At 35.5% G+C, this 17368-nt stretch carries 13 protein-coding genes; 6 read left to right on the top strand and 7 right to left on the bottom strand.

Going from position 1 to position 17368, the window contains the following annotated elements; all coding sequences use genetic code 11:
- Nucleotides 1-110: 110 nt before the first annotated feature.
- On the bottom strand, nucleotides 111-1220 hold the full coding sequence (locus Q8S25_RS07195; RefSeq protein WP_305536256.1) for a carboxylate-amine ligase: 1110 nt from the start codon (nucleotides 1218-1220) through the stop codon (nucleotides 111-113).
- 23 nt (nucleotides 1221-1243) lie between these two features.
- Nucleotides 1244-2197: a RimK family alpha-L-glutamate ligase gene (locus tag Q8S25_RS07200; protein WP_305536258.1), complete on the bottom strand. Its 954-nt coding sequence runs from the start codon at nucleotides 2195-2197 to the stop codon at nucleotides 1244-1246.
- A gap of 118 nt (nucleotides 2198-2315) precedes the next feature.
- Here Q8S25_RS07200 and Q8S25_RS07205 point away from each other — a divergent pair, with 118 nt between their 5' ends.
- The gene (locus tag Q8S25_RS07205; protein ID WP_305536260.1) at nucleotides 2316-3131 is read left to right on the top strand and encodes an esterase family protein; all 816 of its coding nucleotides are present in this window, start codon (nucleotides 2316-2318) and stop codon (nucleotides 3129-3131) included.
- Between the two features lie 84 nt (nucleotides 3132-3215).
- Here the strand turns inward: Q8S25_RS07205 and Q8S25_RS07210 are convergent, their stop codons facing one another.
- Nucleotides 3216-6491, bottom strand: a complete 3276-nt coding sequence (locus Q8S25_RS07210) for a TonB-dependent receptor domain-containing protein (RefSeq protein WP_305536262.1) — start codon at nucleotides 6489-6491, stop codon at nucleotides 3216-3218.
- Nucleotides 6492-6689: 198 nt separating this feature from the next.
- Nucleotides 6690-9854: a TonB-dependent receptor gene (locus Q8S25_RS07215; protein WP_305536264.1), complete on the bottom strand. Its 3165-nt coding sequence runs from the start codon at nucleotides 9852-9854 to the stop codon at nucleotides 6690-6692.
- 126 nt (nucleotides 9855-9980) lie between these two features.
- Here Q8S25_RS07215 and Q8S25_RS07220 point away from each other — a divergent pair, with 126 nt between their 5' ends.
- Nucleotides 9981-11186 (top strand): bifunctional 3,4-dihydroxy-2-butanone-4-phosphate synthase/GTP cyclohydrolase II, encoded by a 1206-nt coding sequence (locus Q8S25_RS07220; protein ID WP_371131586.1) that lies wholly within the window; start codon nucleotides 9981-9983, stop codon nucleotides 11184-11186.
- A gap of 5 nt (nucleotides 11187-11191) precedes the next feature.
- Here Q8S25_RS07220 and Q8S25_RS07225 read toward each other — a convergent pair whose 3' ends face one another.
- The 3 genes from Q8S25_RS07225 to rpe all read right to left on the bottom strand — a co-directional run bounded on the left by Q8S25_RS07225 (nucleotide 11192) and on the right by rpe (nucleotide 13897).
- Nucleotides 11192-12013 (bottom strand): hypothetical protein, encoded by an 822-nt coding sequence (locus Q8S25_RS07225; RefSeq protein WP_305536268.1) that lies wholly within the window; start codon nucleotides 12011-12013, stop codon nucleotides 11192-11194.
- Between the two features lie 99 nt (nucleotides 12014-12112).
- Nucleotides 12113-13102 carry a PhoH family protein gene (locus Q8S25_RS07230; RefSeq protein WP_305536270.1) on the bottom strand — a complete coding sequence of 330 codons (990 nt, stop codon included), beginning with the start codon at nucleotides 13100-13102 and terminating at the stop codon, nucleotides 12113-12115.
- 147 nt (nucleotides 13103-13249) lie between these two features.
- Nucleotides 13250-13897, bottom strand: a complete 648-nt coding sequence (rpe, locus tag Q8S25_RS07235) for a ribulose-phosphate 3-epimerase (RefSeq protein WP_305536272.1) — start codon at nucleotides 13895-13897, stop codon at nucleotides 13250-13252.
- A 158-nt stretch (nucleotides 13898-14055) separates the two neighbouring features.
- Here rpe and Q8S25_RS07240 point away from each other — a divergent pair, with 158 nt between their 5' ends.
- From Q8S25_RS07240 to Q8S25_RS07255, 4 genes are all read left to right on the top strand, one after another.
- Entirely contained in the window at nucleotides 14056-15156 is a 1101-nt protein-coding gene (locus Q8S25_RS07240; protein WP_305536274.1) for a hypothetical protein, read from the top strand.
- Between the two features lie 85 nt (nucleotides 15157-15241).
- Nucleotides 15242-15715, top strand: a complete 474-nt coding sequence (locus Q8S25_RS07245; protein ID WP_305536276.1) for a hypothetical protein — start codon at nucleotides 15242-15244, stop codon at nucleotides 15713-15715.
- A gap of 24 nt (nucleotides 15716-15739) precedes the next feature.
- Nucleotides 15740-16897: a homogentisate 1,2-dioxygenase gene (locus tag Q8S25_RS07250; RefSeq protein ID WP_305536278.1), complete on the top strand. Its 1158-nt coding sequence runs from the start codon at nucleotides 15740-15742 to the stop codon at nucleotides 16895-16897.
- 39 nt (nucleotides 16898-16936) lie between these two features.
- Entirely contained in the window at nucleotides 16937-17341 is a 405-nt protein-coding gene (locus tag Q8S25_RS07255; RefSeq protein ID WP_305536280.1) for a hypothetical protein, read from the top strand.
- Nucleotides 17342-17368 lie beyond the last annotated feature (27 nt).

Here is a 17368-nt window from a genome sequence, read left to right on the forward strand (position 1 = left end):
TAGAGGGCCTGTTCAGTTAAAATGCTGCCTGAGTGGTCTAAACTAGACAAATATGACTAAAAAAGCCCCTATATGAGTAGGGGCAGTATGATTTTATCATTATTTTAAGCTTAGACACTTAAAAATTGGTCGTGAATATAGTCTACCACACTAATTAAGCTCCCCGTTTCTTTATAAACTTTTAATTGTCTATCGGCACCTGTACCAACTTCAAATATTTTGGCTACATGTTCTACCACATGTCTACTACCTAGTTCGTCAACAACATCATCTACAAAATCAAGTAATTCATAAATCAAAGCCTTGGTATCTACTTCCGTTTCTTTCCCAAAATCAATCAATTTGCCTTCAATTCCATATCTGCTGGCTCTCCATTTATTCTCATTAATCAATGATCGTTGATAAATCATGAAGTTGAGGTTCTGGTTTCTGAGTTTATAAATTTTAGCACAAATAGCTTGAAACAAAGCTGCAATGGTCATGGTTTCCATTATATTCATTGGTACATCACATATTCTGAATTCCACTGTATTAAAAAAAGGATGTACCCTTAAGTCCCACCATATTTTCTTTGCGTTGTCTATGCAGTTGGTCTTAATTAAAAGGTTCACATAATTTTCATATGCTTCAAAACTTTCAAAATGATCTGGGATACCTGTTCTTGGGAACTTATCAAAAACTTTGGTTCGGAAAGATTTATAACCAGTATCCCTAGATTCCCAAAAAGGAGAGTTGGTACTTAATGCATATACATGCGGTAAAAAATAACGAGCTGTATTGGCTATATGAATGGCCATTTTTCGGTCTTCCATTCCAACATGTACATGAAGACCAAAAATTAGATTACTCCTTGCTGCTTCTTGTAATTCGTTTACTATTTGGTTGTACCGAACATGGTCTGTAATTAATTGATTTTCCCAATGGCTAAATGGATGTGTGCCAGATGCGCCAACCCAAAGACCTAATTCACCGGCAATTTGTGCAATATTCCCTCTAAGTGAAGCCACATCCTTAAAAGCCTCGTCTATATCTTTACAAATATCTGTTCCAACTTCTACAACGGCTTGGTGCATTTCGGCTTTAACCTTGTCTTTCATAGAGAGCTGACCTACTTGTACTATTTTTTGCTCATGACTTTTTAACTCCCTAGAAATGGGATCAATTACCATGTATTCTTCTTCAACTCCTAAAGTAAAATGCTTAAAACTTAAATTAGACATATGCTAAAACTGATATAGACTGATTAATAAAGTGGCTTTCCGTTGGCGCTTCTTTTTATGTACTCACCCCAAGTTAAATTGTCTTTTCCGTCTTCTTGAGCCAGGGCTTTTTCAATTGCATAATTTGCTGCTGTTTCAACTACCCAGTCAAAATTCTCTTGGCCAACACTTTTAATATCTGCATCTGGTGCAGGATTGCAAAAATCAATTGCATATGGAACTCCGTCTCTTAAAGCCAATTCAACTGTATTAAAATCGTATCCTAGATATTGATTAATCTTAAGTACTATATCCGTCATCATTTTTAGCTTTTCTGCTGAAGGTTTAAAATCTGCAGCATACCTGAGATGGTGTGGGTTTCTGGGTTCATAAGACATGATGCGTACATGCTTTCCTCCAATACAGTAACAACGATAATACTCTTCAAAAACAATTTCCTCTTGAAGCAACATGACCAACTGCCCTGTTTCGGCGTGCTTTTCAAAAAAGTCATTCATGTCGGTTAGTTTGTACACATTTTTCCATCCACCTCCAGCAAATGGTTTCATGTATGCAGGGAATCCTACGTAGTTAAATATTCCTTCCCAATCTAATGGGTAAGACAAATTACTAAAAGATAATTCAGCTGTATCGGTTGGCAATTCTTTAGAAGGGAGAATTACCGTTTTGGGTACAGCTACTTCAATTTTTGTTGATAAACAGTTATTGAAAAATTTCTCATCGGCACTCCACCAAAATGGATTATTAATCACAGCTGTTCCACAAAGTGCTGCGTTTTTTAAGTATGCTCTATAAAATGGTACATCTTGACTAATACGATCAATGATTACTGCATAACCACTGCTTTCTCCTTGAACTACTTTATCTATTTTTACGGGCTCTGCTGTAATACCCTTTACTTGTTTGCTATTGATTCTTTCAACAAATGCATTAGGGAAACTTCTTTCTTGCCCAAAGAGGATACCTATTTTTTTCATAATTGCAGTTTTTAAGGTTGATTTGTAATTTAAGCTATCTATACATAAATAAAAAAATATCGCTATCTATTTTTAATACGATGCCCTATTTTTCATTCATTACCCTATTTTTGATATTATGTCTAATCATATTATTATTCAACCACCTATAATGGAAATGGAGACCAGTGTGGTTCATTCTGAATATTTAGAACGAGATGTTGCCATCAATATTTACTTGCCATCTAAAATACATTACCTAGATCAGGTAAGTCTTTTATTAATAAATGATGGTCAAGATTTAATTAAAATGTCTTTTGATAAACTCTTTACTGAGTTATTAACCAATGGAAGTATTGAGCCAATTGTATGTGTAGGCATTCATTGTGGTCCGGAACGTAAAATGGAGTATGGCACTGCGTATTCTGCAGATTTTGATGGAAGAGGCGCTAAAGCAGGGTTGTATAGTAAATTTATTTTTGATGAGCTATTGCCCTTTATTAGAAAGAAATACAATGCTCCATCATTCAAAGACAAATCATTTGCCGGATTTTCTTTAGGCGCATTAAGTGCTTTAGATATTGCATGGAACAATGCCAGCGAGTTTAGAAAAATTGGATTATTTAGTCCTTCTCTTTGGTGGCGAAGAAAAGCCTATGAAGACGGTTATGATGATGAACAAGATAGATTGATGCATTTGCAAATTCGAAAGGGGAAGTTTCATCCATGGCTGCAATTTTTTATTGAATGCGGTGAATTAGATGAAACTGCAGATAGAAATAATAACGGAATAATTGATTCTATTGATGATGCATTAGATTTAATTGTTGCTTTAAAAGCAAAGGGGTATACCGAAAACCATATTCAGTATTTGCAAGTGGAAGAAGGTAAACACGATATTGAAACTTGGGGTAAAATAATGCCTCAATTTCTACAATGGGGTTGGGGTAAATAAAACCTTGTATAATTTCTACTAATGGTAATAAACAAAAGAGTCCCGAAAAAATTTCGGGACTCTTTTTATTTGTAAGCAATTATATTAGAAAATATAACGAACACCTAATTGCATAGACCATGTGCTGGCTAAGCTTAGGTTATCTTGCCATGGCTTAGTTACCAACTGGCCACCTTGTTGTTGTAAGTTGAATGTAGGACGACCTTGTGCATCATAACCTCTAAAGAGTAGGGGCTGAGCGGTAGTTACAATTTGTCTTACACCAGATGACTTGAACAACATATTTCCAAAGTTGAAAATGTCGGCTGTAACTTGAATGGTATGTTTGCGATTACCAATATTGGTGAAAATGTCTTGAACAACTCTTAAGTCAAAACGACTAACCCAAGGTAAATATGCTTCATTACGACCAGCATACTTGCCAATATTTTTTCTTAAATATGGACTGTTTTGAACAAATTGTTGCCATGCAGCTGTTTGCTCAGCAACAGATCTTGCAGGGTTTCCACCACTAGCAGCTTGTGCAACAAAATTTGGAACATAAGTAATATGCATTAAATCAGAAGCGTTATTTCCATCATTATTAATGTCTCCATTGTAAGTGTAGCTGAAGTTATTTCCTCTAGCAATCTCACCAAATAAGCTGAAAGTAGTAGCTAGATTTTTACCATAGTTAAGCTTGTAAGATAAAGACGTAATGATTCTGTCTGGATTCACATATGCTGAGTTGAATAATTGTTGGTCATTCTGTGTTCCAGTAGTTGGGTTACTCTGCCAAGTAGAAGTAGCCTGGCTACCTGGGTTAGCTGTTAACTCATTTGCATAACTCTTAGTGTAAGCAATCATTCCAGAGAATCCACTTTGAGTGGTCTTAGTTAATTGAACAGTGAAAGATCCACTATTACCTTTAGATGCATTTTCTAATATTATAGCAGATCCAATATTGCTGTATACTCTTCTATCAGCAGTTGTTGCAAATCTACCTCTGGTGTCATCTCCATTCGAAATTACAGCGTTAGTATTACGCTGGTTAGCATTTCTCATGATCACCGCGTTAATATCTTTGGTTAATAAGGCTTCAACTGTTAAACCCCAACCATTGCCTAGTTTTTTATCGAATGCGATATTGGTTCTCCAAATTTGAGGGAAGCGGAATTCCTTGTCCATCAATACTACATTCGCATTATTTGGTAACACGCCTGCAACTGGGCTAAAGCTTCCGCGGTAAGCATCTGGATTTGGGTTGAATAAGAAATTACCTAATAGAGCAGGATTCGTAACCGCCTGACTAGCTTGGTACATTTGGCTATTACCTGGCATATTGGTTAAGTATACAAAAGGAATTCTTCCTGTAAATAAACCGGTACCTCCTCTAACAACAATGTTCTCATCGTCAATTTTGTAACGGAAACCAATTCTTGGAGAGAAATAAACAGAGTTTTGCTTAGGCCACTCACTGGTTTTGAAATTGGTTGGTACGCCATTTCTATCAGGGAATGAAAGTGCCGATACATTAGGATTCTCTAATGGAGCTTCTGGGAATAATACTTTATCAATTCTTATTCCGTAAGTTAACTTGAAGTTTTCGTTCACGTTAAATTCATCCTGTGCATAAATGCCTAATTGACCCACTTTTAAATCTGCTGCATAAACAGATGGTTTATTAGGATCTAAAGAGAAAGTATAAGAGAATGCTGCTGGAGCTCTGTTGGTAATAAAATCATTTAATGAATTAAATGCATAGTAGCTAGCAGAACCTGGCATAAACATATTACCTACACTTTGGTACTCATAAGAAGCTCCACCTGTAATGGTGTGCTTACCAGCATAGTAAGTAAAGTTATTGGTAACAGTGAACACATCATTTTTAACATCGTTGTTTCTGGTAAATGGATCTGAACCAGCTGACATATAGTTTTGTCCATTGTTATTGAAAATATCAATAGTAGGGAAGAAACCTCCATCAATTGAACGAGTTGCTTGAATCTTAGAGAAAGTAGCAATAAACTGGTTAGAGAATTTGCCACCAAAAGATGAATTCAATTCCAATGATCCTGTTCTTACAACGTCTTTGAATTTATAGTTAGAATTAGAAAAAGACATTGAGTTCAAGCTGAAACGGTTATTCGGTAAACGTGATATTGAACCTCCGCCAGCAGGAGTAAATGTTGGGTTATTTGGAACACTTGATCCATTTAATTGCTGGTCGTTAAAGCTTGTTAAATCACTATACTTCAAGGTTAACTTGTGATTGTTGTTGATGTTCCAGTCAATTTTAGCTAAGATTTTTGTATTCTTAGTACTAAAATTCGGGAAGTTGTCAAAAGAACCTGGGTCGTAACCGTAAGCAGTTCTTAAATGATTTGCAAATTTGTTTAATGAATCAACACTAGTATTACTAACATTACCAGCTCCAGAACCACCTCTTGGGCTGAATGTAATACCTGGTTGGCTTCTTTCTTCATTCTCGTATGAACCAAAGAAGAACAATTTGTTTTTAATAATAGCACCGCCTAAAGTAGCACCATAAATTTTATTACTAGATTTTACTTGAGCAGGTAACTTAACATCACCTACATTGGTACCGTTGTAATCTTGGTTTCTATACAAACCATAAAATGTTCCTTTTAAAGTATTGGTACCGCTTTTAGTTACGGCGTTAATACCAGCACCTGTAAAACCAGATTGTCTTACGTCAAATGGAGCTATGTTAACAGAAACTTCTTCAATTGCATCAATTGATATAGGGCTTGCTCCACCACCAGGTAATGGATCAGAACTTAAACCAAAGTTGTTGTTTAAGTTAGCACCATCCACTTGTGTGTTGTTGAATCGGCCATCTCTACCAGCAAAGCTTGTACCGTTGGCTTGTGGGGTAACACGAGTGAAGTCTGTAATGCTACGACTGATGGTAGGCATTGTACTTAACATGCGTTGATTAATCACAGTAGAAGCTCCACCAGATTTATCTCCACTAGATTTTTTCTTCAATGCATTTACCACTACTTCACTCAATACTTTAGACTCGTCAATTAAAGTAGGGTTAATTACATAAGGCTCACCCAATAAAAGATAGATATCATTTACTGTTTCTACCTTCAATCCAGTGAAAGTGATTTTTAATGTGTAAGGTCCACCTGTTCTTAATCCAGGTAAAGTAAACACACCGCCTTTTTTTGCAAGTGTAGAATACTGCGTACCAGAAGGGGTGTGTACAGCAACAAGGCTGGCTCCCTCAATGGGTTGCCCATCAGCAGTTTTTACAACCCCTGAGATACTACTTGTAGTAACCTGGGCGGTTGTGATCAAAGTTGCTAGTGCAGCAACCATAATCATTGAAATTCTTTTAAAAATTCTCATAATCTTGGTTTTGTGCGGCAAATATCCGACTAAAGGCTTATGAACCCAAAATCTTGTTAAAATAAAGCTCCATTTTGGTAAAGTTTATGAACATATGCTCATTAAATTGACGCAGATATTCTTATTTAAGTAATTGATATACAATATAATATGTAGTTTAATTCAACCCAATTCGCGTTTGTTAAAAGCAACCGTTTGTTAATAAAAACTTAACCTACATCCAAGTTGGAACATCCAATTACCGCTATTTGCTGGGTTTAACGAGTTATTCAACTCAAAAATTGACTTTTCTAATAGGGTAGGATCAAAGGAATAAATGGGAATTAAAAGTTGATTATTTCTGAATCCATGAAAAGAAATAAGTCTTACTCTGCCTCCGGCAACTTGCAGTTGTTCTCCCCATTTTGAGTTGAATAAATTTGCCGCATTTAAAATTTCGAATGAAATATTTAAGTGAAGTTTTTCTGTGTGAATTTTTATTGGGATATACCAATTTGCTTTTAAATCTATCCGATGCATAAATGGAGCCCTGCTTCCATTTCTTTCGGCATATAAGCCTCTTCTTTTTTGTAGATATTTATTTGAGTTTATAAAAATATTTAAAGCTTCTTTTTGTTGATCACTGGTATAATAGCTGTCTTTTTTAAAAACTGGTTCAAAGAACATTTGATTTATTTCTGCTTCTCTTGGTATATAAATTAAATCGTAGCCAGTACTAGTTAAATCATCCCCTGATAAATTTCCTTTGCCATAAACAAAGCTAAATGGTGAACCAGATTGACCATTGTAATGAATAGAGCCACTGAATCGTTTATTTTTTCGTTGCTTTATTTGAATTTGGTATTCCGCATAAATTCGATGGCCTTTGCTAAAGTCTGAAGCAGACAAAGAAATAAGGTTTCTACCATTTGTTTGTTCCATTAATTTCCAATGATTCAATGCAATGGAATAGTTGCCATCATAAAATGAATAAGCTTTTCCATACAAATATCTAATTAAGCCATTTGAAAGTTGTTGTTGGTGTTTTACTTGTAAAGACATTTCGTAACCATATCCATTTTTGCTATTCGAATTCTTGATTAAGATAATATAATCATATGGATTAGTTCCATTTTGATTCATTGGAACTTTTAATGTATCGGTAGGAGCGTGAATTAATCTGTTATCAGGGCCCTCAAAATGTGAAGCCGCATTTCGGATATTAATATTTGGAAATTCAATTTCTGTTAGGTTACTGAAATACATTAATTGCATTGACCATTCTGTACTGGGGGTTAACTTTTTCTCTACATTTAAAGTGGCTCTAAATAAAGTAGGAAGCTGCAGTTTCGCGGAACTTAGGTAAACTGTTCCTTTGTTTATTGTATGATTTTGTGGGGGAATAAAATTGGTTAATGTATTGTTAGGATTAAAAGGATAGTTGATTAATTGATCTTGTTTCAATAGGTATTGTTCAATTTTATTTCCATTGTTAGATACAATTCCTGCTAACCAAGCATAGGGTATTCTTCCTGAAAAAATTCCAGTCCCTATTTTTATTCGGGTATTCCATTTAGGCAAAAATATTTTTATAAATGCCCTAGGTGAAGGCGTGGATAAGAGTTTGGGTAATTTTCCTGAAATGGCACCCTGCAAATCATGTATATGACTTAGTAATGGAATTGCCGTGTTGTTGGTGAACGAATCTGATTGTGGGGAATTTAGAAATTGTTCTTCATTCCATCTAAGTCCACTATGTAACTGTATGTTTTTATTTAGATAGATTCTATAATTAATAAAAAATGCCCATTTGAATAAATTCAACGTAGTTTCTATATCTTTTTGATTTTGTATGATTGAAAGTTTATTAATACTAAACGCTGCAGGACTTCTGTTTTGTAAAAAATTACTAATACTATAATAGAAATATTGTCCATTTCCATTTAGCATAAAATTGTTTTTTAAAACTGTATAATCTGCATCAATTCCAATATCAAAAAAATGTTTTCCGCTTAACATACTCCATCTATTGTTGATGTTAATATTAGATTGACTAAGTTTATTCATAAACGTTTCTTCAGACGCACCTAGCACAATCATGCCGTCTCCGTCTAATAATCGTATTAAGGGAAATGCTTGATTTTTAGAGTTGGTTATAGAAGAGTGGTTGTTGTAAGAGAGTAGTAGTCTATTTTGTGTGTAACTATTTATTTTGTATTTCCACTCTAAGCTAGCCGATACATTTTTCTGATTTTGAATTTTGCCATTATTCGAGTAAATCAGCATGCTTTCTGTACTGCCAGCGTTGCTGTTCCTATATGCTTTCGTTGTTCTAAAATTAAATACGAATTGATTTTTAGGGTTTAGCATTCCGTCTATTCTCATTGCAAATTTATTAGAGGTAGTATGTACAACTTCGTCCAATGTGCCGGGGTCGTAGCCAAATCTTTCTTGCATGGTTTGTTTAAATCGATTGAGCTTATTAATTTGATTGGTTTCGCCTAGGTATTCTGCGATTGAATAAGGTCTTAAAATATATTCATTTGCATAATCGAAATTGAAAAAGTAAAAAAGTTTGTTATAAACTATTGGACCTCCAATATTCATACCCATATGCTTATATAGATGCCTATTGCTTCTTATTGTTGTGTAAGCTTCTTGATATGGTTTGTTTTTGCCAGATTTTGTAACAATGTTAATGGCTGCCCCTGTAAAGTTTCCTAAGGATGCATCATAAGGTGATACCATTAATTGCATTTGTTCAAAACTTTCTGGTGCAGCAGCTAAATTGCCTGTTTCGCCCATGATGGTTCCAGTAGGGGATAAACCAAATTGGTCATTTTGTAAAACTCCATCAATGTAATAGGAATTGAAACGATTATTCTGTCCTGAAAACGAAGGAGCTCCACTATGGTCTGTTTTAATATATGCTTCCGGATGATGCATGAGCAACCTACTTAATTCGTTCGACTTGATTGAATTATTTTGTAAAAGATCAATACTAGATGCTGCTTTAATAGTAGTAGAACTATACACTTGTATGGGGGTTAATTGTTTCTCTTTAGGTTGAAATGGGATATTTAATAATATATCTTCCCCAACAATAACTTGAATGAATTGGATACAAATGGTATCTGCTAATGGATAGCTTGCTTTTAGTGTATAATTGCTGCTGGGTTTTAGTTGATAAAATCCATAAGCGCCGCTTTTATTGCTACTGGTTTTGATAATGGTTTGGGTGCTTTCATCTAACAAACTAATTTTGGCCCCATACACTCCTTTTTCATTAAATATTACTTTGCCACTGATAGCTCCAAATGTACTTTGTGCCATTGCCATATAATGCATTAATAGGATAGCGCTGATTAAACAAACCTTTTTCATTCCAACTATTTAATTTCAATGGTACTGTTATGAATTGTTAAAATGATTGGTATTTATACGGAACAAATTTGTTTTAAAGCGGTTCCATGGGTTGGTTTATGTAATTTTGCCGCTCAATTCCCAATTATGTTAGATAGTATAGCTGCTGCCATTGATGATATTCGATTAGGTAAAATGGTTATTGTGGTAGATGATGAAGACCGTGAGAATGAAGGTGATTTTATAATGGCTGCACGATTTGCCACTCCGGAAGCTATTAATTTTATGAGTAAAGAAGGCCGTGGTTTAATTTGTGCAGCTTTAACAGAAGAGCGTTGTGCAGATTTAGAACTAACACCAATGGTTAGTTCTAATACCTCTTTGCATGAAACTGCTTTTACTGTTTCTATCGATTTAATTGGTCAAGGAACTACAACTGGTATTTCTGCGCAGGATCGTTCAAAAACAATTTTAGCATTGGTTAATCCAAATACTAAAGCAAGTGATTTGGGTAGGCCAGGACATATTTTTCCGCTAAAAGCAAAAGCCGGTGGCGTTCTAAGAAGAAGTGGACATACAGAAGCTACGGTAGATTTAGCCAGATTAGCTGGATTAGAGCCTGCTGGGGTATTGGTAGAAGTGATGAACGAAGATGGAACTATGGCAAGATTGCCTCAACTGCTTGAAATTGCGCAGAAGTTTGGATTAAAAATCATTTCAATCAAAGATTTAATAGACTATCGATTAAAAGTCGATTCTTTAATTCAAGAATTGGTTCGCGTAAATATGCCCACTAAATATGGCCAGTTTCAACTAGTTGCTTTTAAAGAAAATTTATCTGGTGCAGAACATTTAGCTCTAGTAAAAGGTAATTGGGAAAAAGACGAACCGGTGCTTACTAGGGTTCACAGCAGTTGTTTTACAGGAGATATTTTGGGTAGTTTAAGATGCGATTGTGGAGAACAATTGCATAAAGCCATGCGTATGGTAGAAGCTGCAGGAACAGGGGTTATACTCTATATGAATCAAGAAGGACGAGGTATTGGGTTAATCAATAAACTGCGCGCTTATCAGCTTCAAGAAGAAGGGATGGACACAGTTGAAGCCAATATTCATTTAGGTTTTGGTATGGATGAAAGAGATTATGGCGTAGGTGCACAAATTCTTCGTTCTCTTGGTATAACTAAACTGAAACTAATGAGTAACAATCCAAGAAAAAGGGCTGGACTAAAAGGATATGGTTTAGAAATAGTGGAGACCGTTCCAATAGAAGTGGTTCCAAATGAACACAACGAAAAATACCTCACAACTAAAAGAGATAAATTAGGGCATTCTATTTTAGGAGACCAATAAGAATATTATTTTTTCTTCTTCTTAATGAGCTCCTTGGTTTCATCTAATTCTTTCTTTAGTTGAATCGTATAAAGGGTTAGCTCTTCTACTTTCTTTAGTAATAAGGCATTCATTTGACCAAGGTCTAATCCATCTTTCATTACTTCTGCTGTGGTTTGAATGCCTGGTAGGTGTTTATTGGTTTTGATGTATTCATCTAAAACATTTAATGGCATCAGTTGATAATCTTTGTTAAATACATGGTCGTACCAATCTTTAGAATTCTTTACTGCTACCTTTACTTTTTCTGTTAAAATACCTTGCTCAACATATAATTTGTATCCGTCCACTTGGGTATTTACATCTCCAATTTTTACTCTTCCTTCGTAAGAATCAATAGAGAAAAATTCTTTTTCAATGGCATCGGAACCCGCTTTATGACTAATTTTAAAAGTTTGAGGCGTTTTTAAAACCTCATCGCCTGAAACCCTGGCGCCAATAGTCCAATAGCTTAAATTCTTTGGATTAGACACGTCTCCATTAGAGAACATAATTGAAGGTTCGTTTTGTCCGCCAGATGCCCATTCATTACTCAATTTCAATAAGATGTTCTTATTCCTTGTATTGCCTGCAGCTTTTTTTATTTCAATTGGAGCTCCAGGGTTTAAAATACCTATACCTACAAAACCTGCTTCGGGAAATATATTTTGCTTGTCTCCAGTTGCTGCAGCATTGGCGTCAACAGGAGCTGTTACTACTTTAGGTTTACCGCTAGTTGTGGGCCTTTGGGCTTGCACACCCATTTGAAACAATACAGTTGCGAGGGATAAGAGCAAAACTTTTTTCATATATAACTGCTTATTCGGTTTAAAACGAAGTTAAATCAAAATTAGTGTTAATGGGTATTGGCAAAAATTAAAAAAGCGCCTTTTGGGCGCCTTCCTAACTTATCTATGGTGATGGGGGGGATGGTCCGCATCTTCTCTTTCTTTTTCTTTGTCGTATGCTTTAATGATTGCTTTAACCAAACGATGTCTTACAACATCTTCTTCGGTTAATTCAATATGTGCAATCCCGTCAATATTTTTAAGTATACGCGTAGATTTGTCTAATCCACTTCGCATATTTCTTGGCAAATCAATTTGGGTTGGATCACCCGTTATAATGGCTTTTGCATTGGCTCCAATTCTGGTTAGGAACATTTTTAATTGGAGGTCGTTGGTATTTTGTGCCTCATCTAAAATGATGAACGCATTGTCCAATGTTCTACCTCTCATATAAGCCAAAGGAGCAATTTCAATGGTTCTAGTGCTCATATAATACCCCAATTTGTCTGCCGGAATCATATCGTCCAACGCATCATACAAAGGCCTTAAGTATGGGTCAATTTTTTCTTTTAAATCACCAGGTAAAAAACCCAGGCTTTCGCCAGCTTCAACTGCAGGTCGGGTCAAAATGATTTTTTTTACCACTTTGTTTTTTAATGCTCTCACTGCAAGTGCAACTGCTGTATATGTTTTACCCGTACCTGCCGGACCAATAGCAAATACAATATCATTCCTATCGGCAGCATGCACCATCTTTTTTTGGTTCTGTGTTCTAGCCCGAACTGTTTTTCCATTAGGACCAAAAACCAAAATATCATTGGGGTTTCTGTCTACAAAATTATCTACCACTTCTGCATCATCTCCCCCTAATATTTGTTCAAAATAGCCTTCACTTAAATGACCATTTCTTTGCAAATATTGAACAATTAAGTCAATTTTTTCACGGGCAGTATCAATCTGTTCGGGTGCACCGCTCAGTTTTAATTGAGTGCCTCTTGATAGGATTTTTAATAAAGGAAATTTTTTCTTTAGTAAATCTAATTTGCCGTTGTTCACACCAAAAAATTCAATAGGATTTACCGACTCTAGGCTAATGATTGTCTCTGTCAATCTATAGGGTTTTAGTTAACGAATCAATGAATAGAGGTTATAAAACCTCTTCTCTCAAATTTAATTAATAGGGATACATATATCCTAATGATTCTTATTCACAGTTGTGGAAAGAATTAAAATTTAACCGTTTCTTAAAATACCTTTCTATAATGCTTTTAGTGCTGCAATAGTTGCAGTTGGATCTGCAGACTTAAAAACGGTATTGCCGGCAACCAGTACATCAGCACCTGCCGCAAGTATGGAAGGCGCATTTGCTAAAGTAACCCCTCCATCAATTTCAATTAAGCATTGGCTGTTTTTTTGAAGTATCAATTGTTTCAATGCCTTTATTTTTTCTAAAGTATGTAGAATAAAATGCTGTCCGCCAAAACCTGGATTTACACTCATTAAACATACTACATCAATGTCTTGAATTAAATCGCTTAATAATTGTATAGAAGTATGTGGATTCACTGCCACACCTGCTTTCATTCCCAACGATTTTATTTCTTGAATATTTCTGTGTAAGTGATTACAAGCTTCAATGTGAACAGTTAAAATATCTGCCCCTGCTTCTTTAAATGCAGCCGTATAGTTTTCAGGCTTTTCAATCATCAAATGCACATCACACACTTTTTGGGTTGCTTTTCTAATATGACTAATTACTGGTAACCCAAAGCTAATATTTGGAACAAATTGTCCATCCATTACATCTAAATGAAACCAATCGGCTTGGCTATTATTAAGCATATTGCAATCTTGTTCTAAATTCAAAAAGTTGGCACTTAATAGGGAAGGGGCAATAATTGGCATGTATATTTTGGTTTAAATCTTTGCAAAAGTAATTCCTTTTAGCACTTATTATAAAGCGAATCTTTAAAAGCTGTTGAGCTAGTCAACATTTTTCTGTGACAGTTTTCTGACAATAATCAGCGTTGATAAATCTAATTTTGCAGTTCATTCTCTTTATTATGAAAAAAATCATCATTTCTTTTCTGTGTTTTTTTGTTGTAGCAAATCTAATTGCTCAACCGGCAATAGTTAGTGCGCCTACTGTAAAAGGCGACACTTTGCGTTTTGAAGGCGAAAAATTTTTCAAAAATGTACAACAACTAACATTTGGGGGAGACAATGCCGAAGCTTATTGGAGTTTTGATAGCAAGCATATCGTTTTTCAAAGAACCAATCCAAAAGAAGGAATTAATTGTGATCAAATTTTTGTTGGAAAAGTACCTACCAAAGCGGGTGAGAAATTCGAATATAAGTTAGTTGGAACTGGAAAAGGTAGGTCTACTTGTGCTTATTTCATGCCCGATGGTAAGCATATAATTTATGCTTCAACACATGAGGGTGGTGACGATTGCCCTCCTGTGCCAGATAGAACTAAATACGGAAATAAATATATATGGCCTTTATATAATAGTTATGATATATATATGGCCGATTTAAATGGAAAGATTGTAAAGAAATTGACCAATGCAAAGGGCTATGATGCCGAAGCAACTTTGTCTTACGATGGTAAAAAAATGATTTATTGCAGTGACAAAAGCGGTGATTTGGAATTATATATCATGGATTTGGCAAGTGGAAAGGAGAAGCAGATTACAAACGAATTGGGTTACGATGGGGGCGCATGGTTTAGCCCAGACGGTAAAAAAATTGTTTGGCGTGCAAGTAGGCCAAAAACCGATGCCGATGTAAAAGAGTACAAAGAATTATTAAAAGAAGGATTGGTAGCACCAACAAATATGGAAGTTTGGGTTGCAGATGCGGATGGATCAAACCCTAAACAAATTACTAGTTGGGGGCAAGCCAATTGGGCACCCAATTTTACCCCTGATAGCAAGGGTATCATTATATCTAGTAATCATGAATATTCAAGAGGGTTTCCTTTTAATATGTATTTAGTAGACTTAGAAGGAAACAATAAACAAAAAATTAGCAGAGATAAAGGCTTTGACGCATTTCCAATGGTAAGCCCTAACGGTAAGCGCATTGTTTTTGGGTCTAATAGAAATAATGGTGGTACAAGGGATACCAATTTATTTGTTGCAGATTGGGTTCAGCAATAATTCAATTTTGTTTGTTTGTTTGGTTAGAATGGTTTACGCAATAGCGTAAACCATTTCTGTTGTATCTTGCTTCAAAATATTTTTTATGCAAACAGGATTTGTACATCTTCATAATTTATTGCGTTGGATTATTGTTGTTTTATTGCTTGTATCGATAGTAAAAGCTTATACCGGGTGGTCGTCTAAAAAAGTATTTGCTGCTGGTGATAAAAAAGTATGGTTGTTTACCATGATTGCATCTCATATAACCTTGTTGCTTGGACTATATCAAGTTGCTTTGGGCAGGTATGGTATTTTCACTACAACTTTACCAGAAGGTACTTCTTTTATGAAAGATAAATTCTACCGGTTCTTTTGGATGGAGCATCCAATTACTATGATAGGGGCAATTGTATTTATTACTTTGGCGCATGGTATGGCAAAAAAATCGGTAGCAGATGAAGTGAAATACAAAAAAGCATTCTACTTCTTTTTAATAGCAGCCGTCTTATTGCTAGCAGGTGTTCCTTGGCCTTTCCGTGGCGAAATTATTGGCCGTCCTTTGTTTCCAGGTGCTTAATTATGGTAACCTAAAATTATCGTTATGCCTCATTATATAAAATTGGGATCAGTTCCTCACAAGCGTCATACTCAGTTTAGAAAACCAGATGGTGGTTTGTATTCAGAGCAGTTGTTCTCTACTGAAGGATTTAGTGACGATTATTCTTTGTTGTATCATATTCATCCGCCCACACAAATTATTCATACAGATGAACCCATTGTGGTTGCGCCTAAAGTGGCAGAAGAAAAAATGTTAAAGCATAGAAGTTTTGAGGGCTTTAGCGTACAACCCGAAGCAGATTACTTAAATAGTCGTAAAGCGGTTTTGGTAAACAACGATTGCCATATTGTTTTAGCTGCACCACAGCAAAGTATGTTCAATTACTTCTACAAGAATGCAGATGCCGATGAATTGATTTTTATTCATGAGGGAACAGGAAAGTTGCTTACCCAATATGGTCAACTGGCTTTTTCTTATGGTGATTATATTGTTGTTCCTAGAGGTACTATTTATCAAATTCATTTTGATACACCAGACAATCGATTGTTTATTGTAGAAAGTTTTAGTCCTTTTAGGTATCCTAAAAGGTATTTAAGTAGACATGGACAATTATTGGAACACGCTCCTTATTGCGAGCGCGATATAAGAGGCCCTGAAAATTTAGTAACCATAGATGAAAAAGGAGACTTTTTAATTAAAACTAAAAAGAAAGGTGTTTTGTATGGGTTACATTATGGAACCCATCCTTTTGACGTGATTGGTTGGGATGGCTGTTGCTATCCCTATATTTTTAGTATACATGATTTTGAGCCCATCACTGGAAGGGTGCATCAACCACCTCCTGTGCACCAAACTTTTGATGCACACAATTTTGTAGTCTGTAGTTTTTGTCCCCGATTATACGATTATCATCCAAATGCAATTCCTGCACCTTATAACCACAGTAATATTGATAGTGATGAAGTGTTGTATTATGTAGCTGGCGACTTTATGAGTAGAAAGCATGTTACCAGGGGGATGATTACTTTACACCCTGCCGGAATTCCTCATGGACCGCATCCGGGTGCTGTTGAAAAAAGCATTGGAAAGAAAGAGACCCAAGAATTGGCTGTTATGGTAGATACTTTTCATCCATTGCAATTAACCCAAGAAGCACTGCGAATTGAAAACCAAGGTTATACTATGAGTTGGGCGGAATAATCAAAATAATCCTTAACTTATGGCTTAAACGATTGCTATATGATTAAATTCAACGACATCAAAATTGGAGATTACATGATGGGTGAGTTTGAAGGCAAGCTATGGGAAGGAGAAGTAACTAGGTTAAATGGGGATGAGAAGCAAGTGTGTTTACTTACATCCGTTCAAGAGTTTTGGTTTTCTACTGATCACCTGCATCCGATTCCTTTGGATGAAAATGCGCTCCTAAACCTTCATTTTTCTAAACAGGCCGCAGATGATGGTTCTGTAAAGTATTCAAAAGGTGCTTTTAGATTAGTAACGCCCAATGCAGGCGACTTTTCGTCAATTGAAATGTGGTACAGAGAAGACAGAAGGCATCATCCTAACGTCCATTTTGTGCATCAGCTACAAAATCAATATCTAGATATGGTTAAAATACATTTAACTAGAGATGCCATGTAATTCACACTCGTTTTACAATTTGGCGGG

It is taken from the genome of Sediminibacterium sp., from assembly GCF_030695065.1.
Classification (GTDB): Bacteria; Bacteroidota; Bacteroidia; order Chitinophagales; family Chitinophagaceae; genus Sediminibacterium.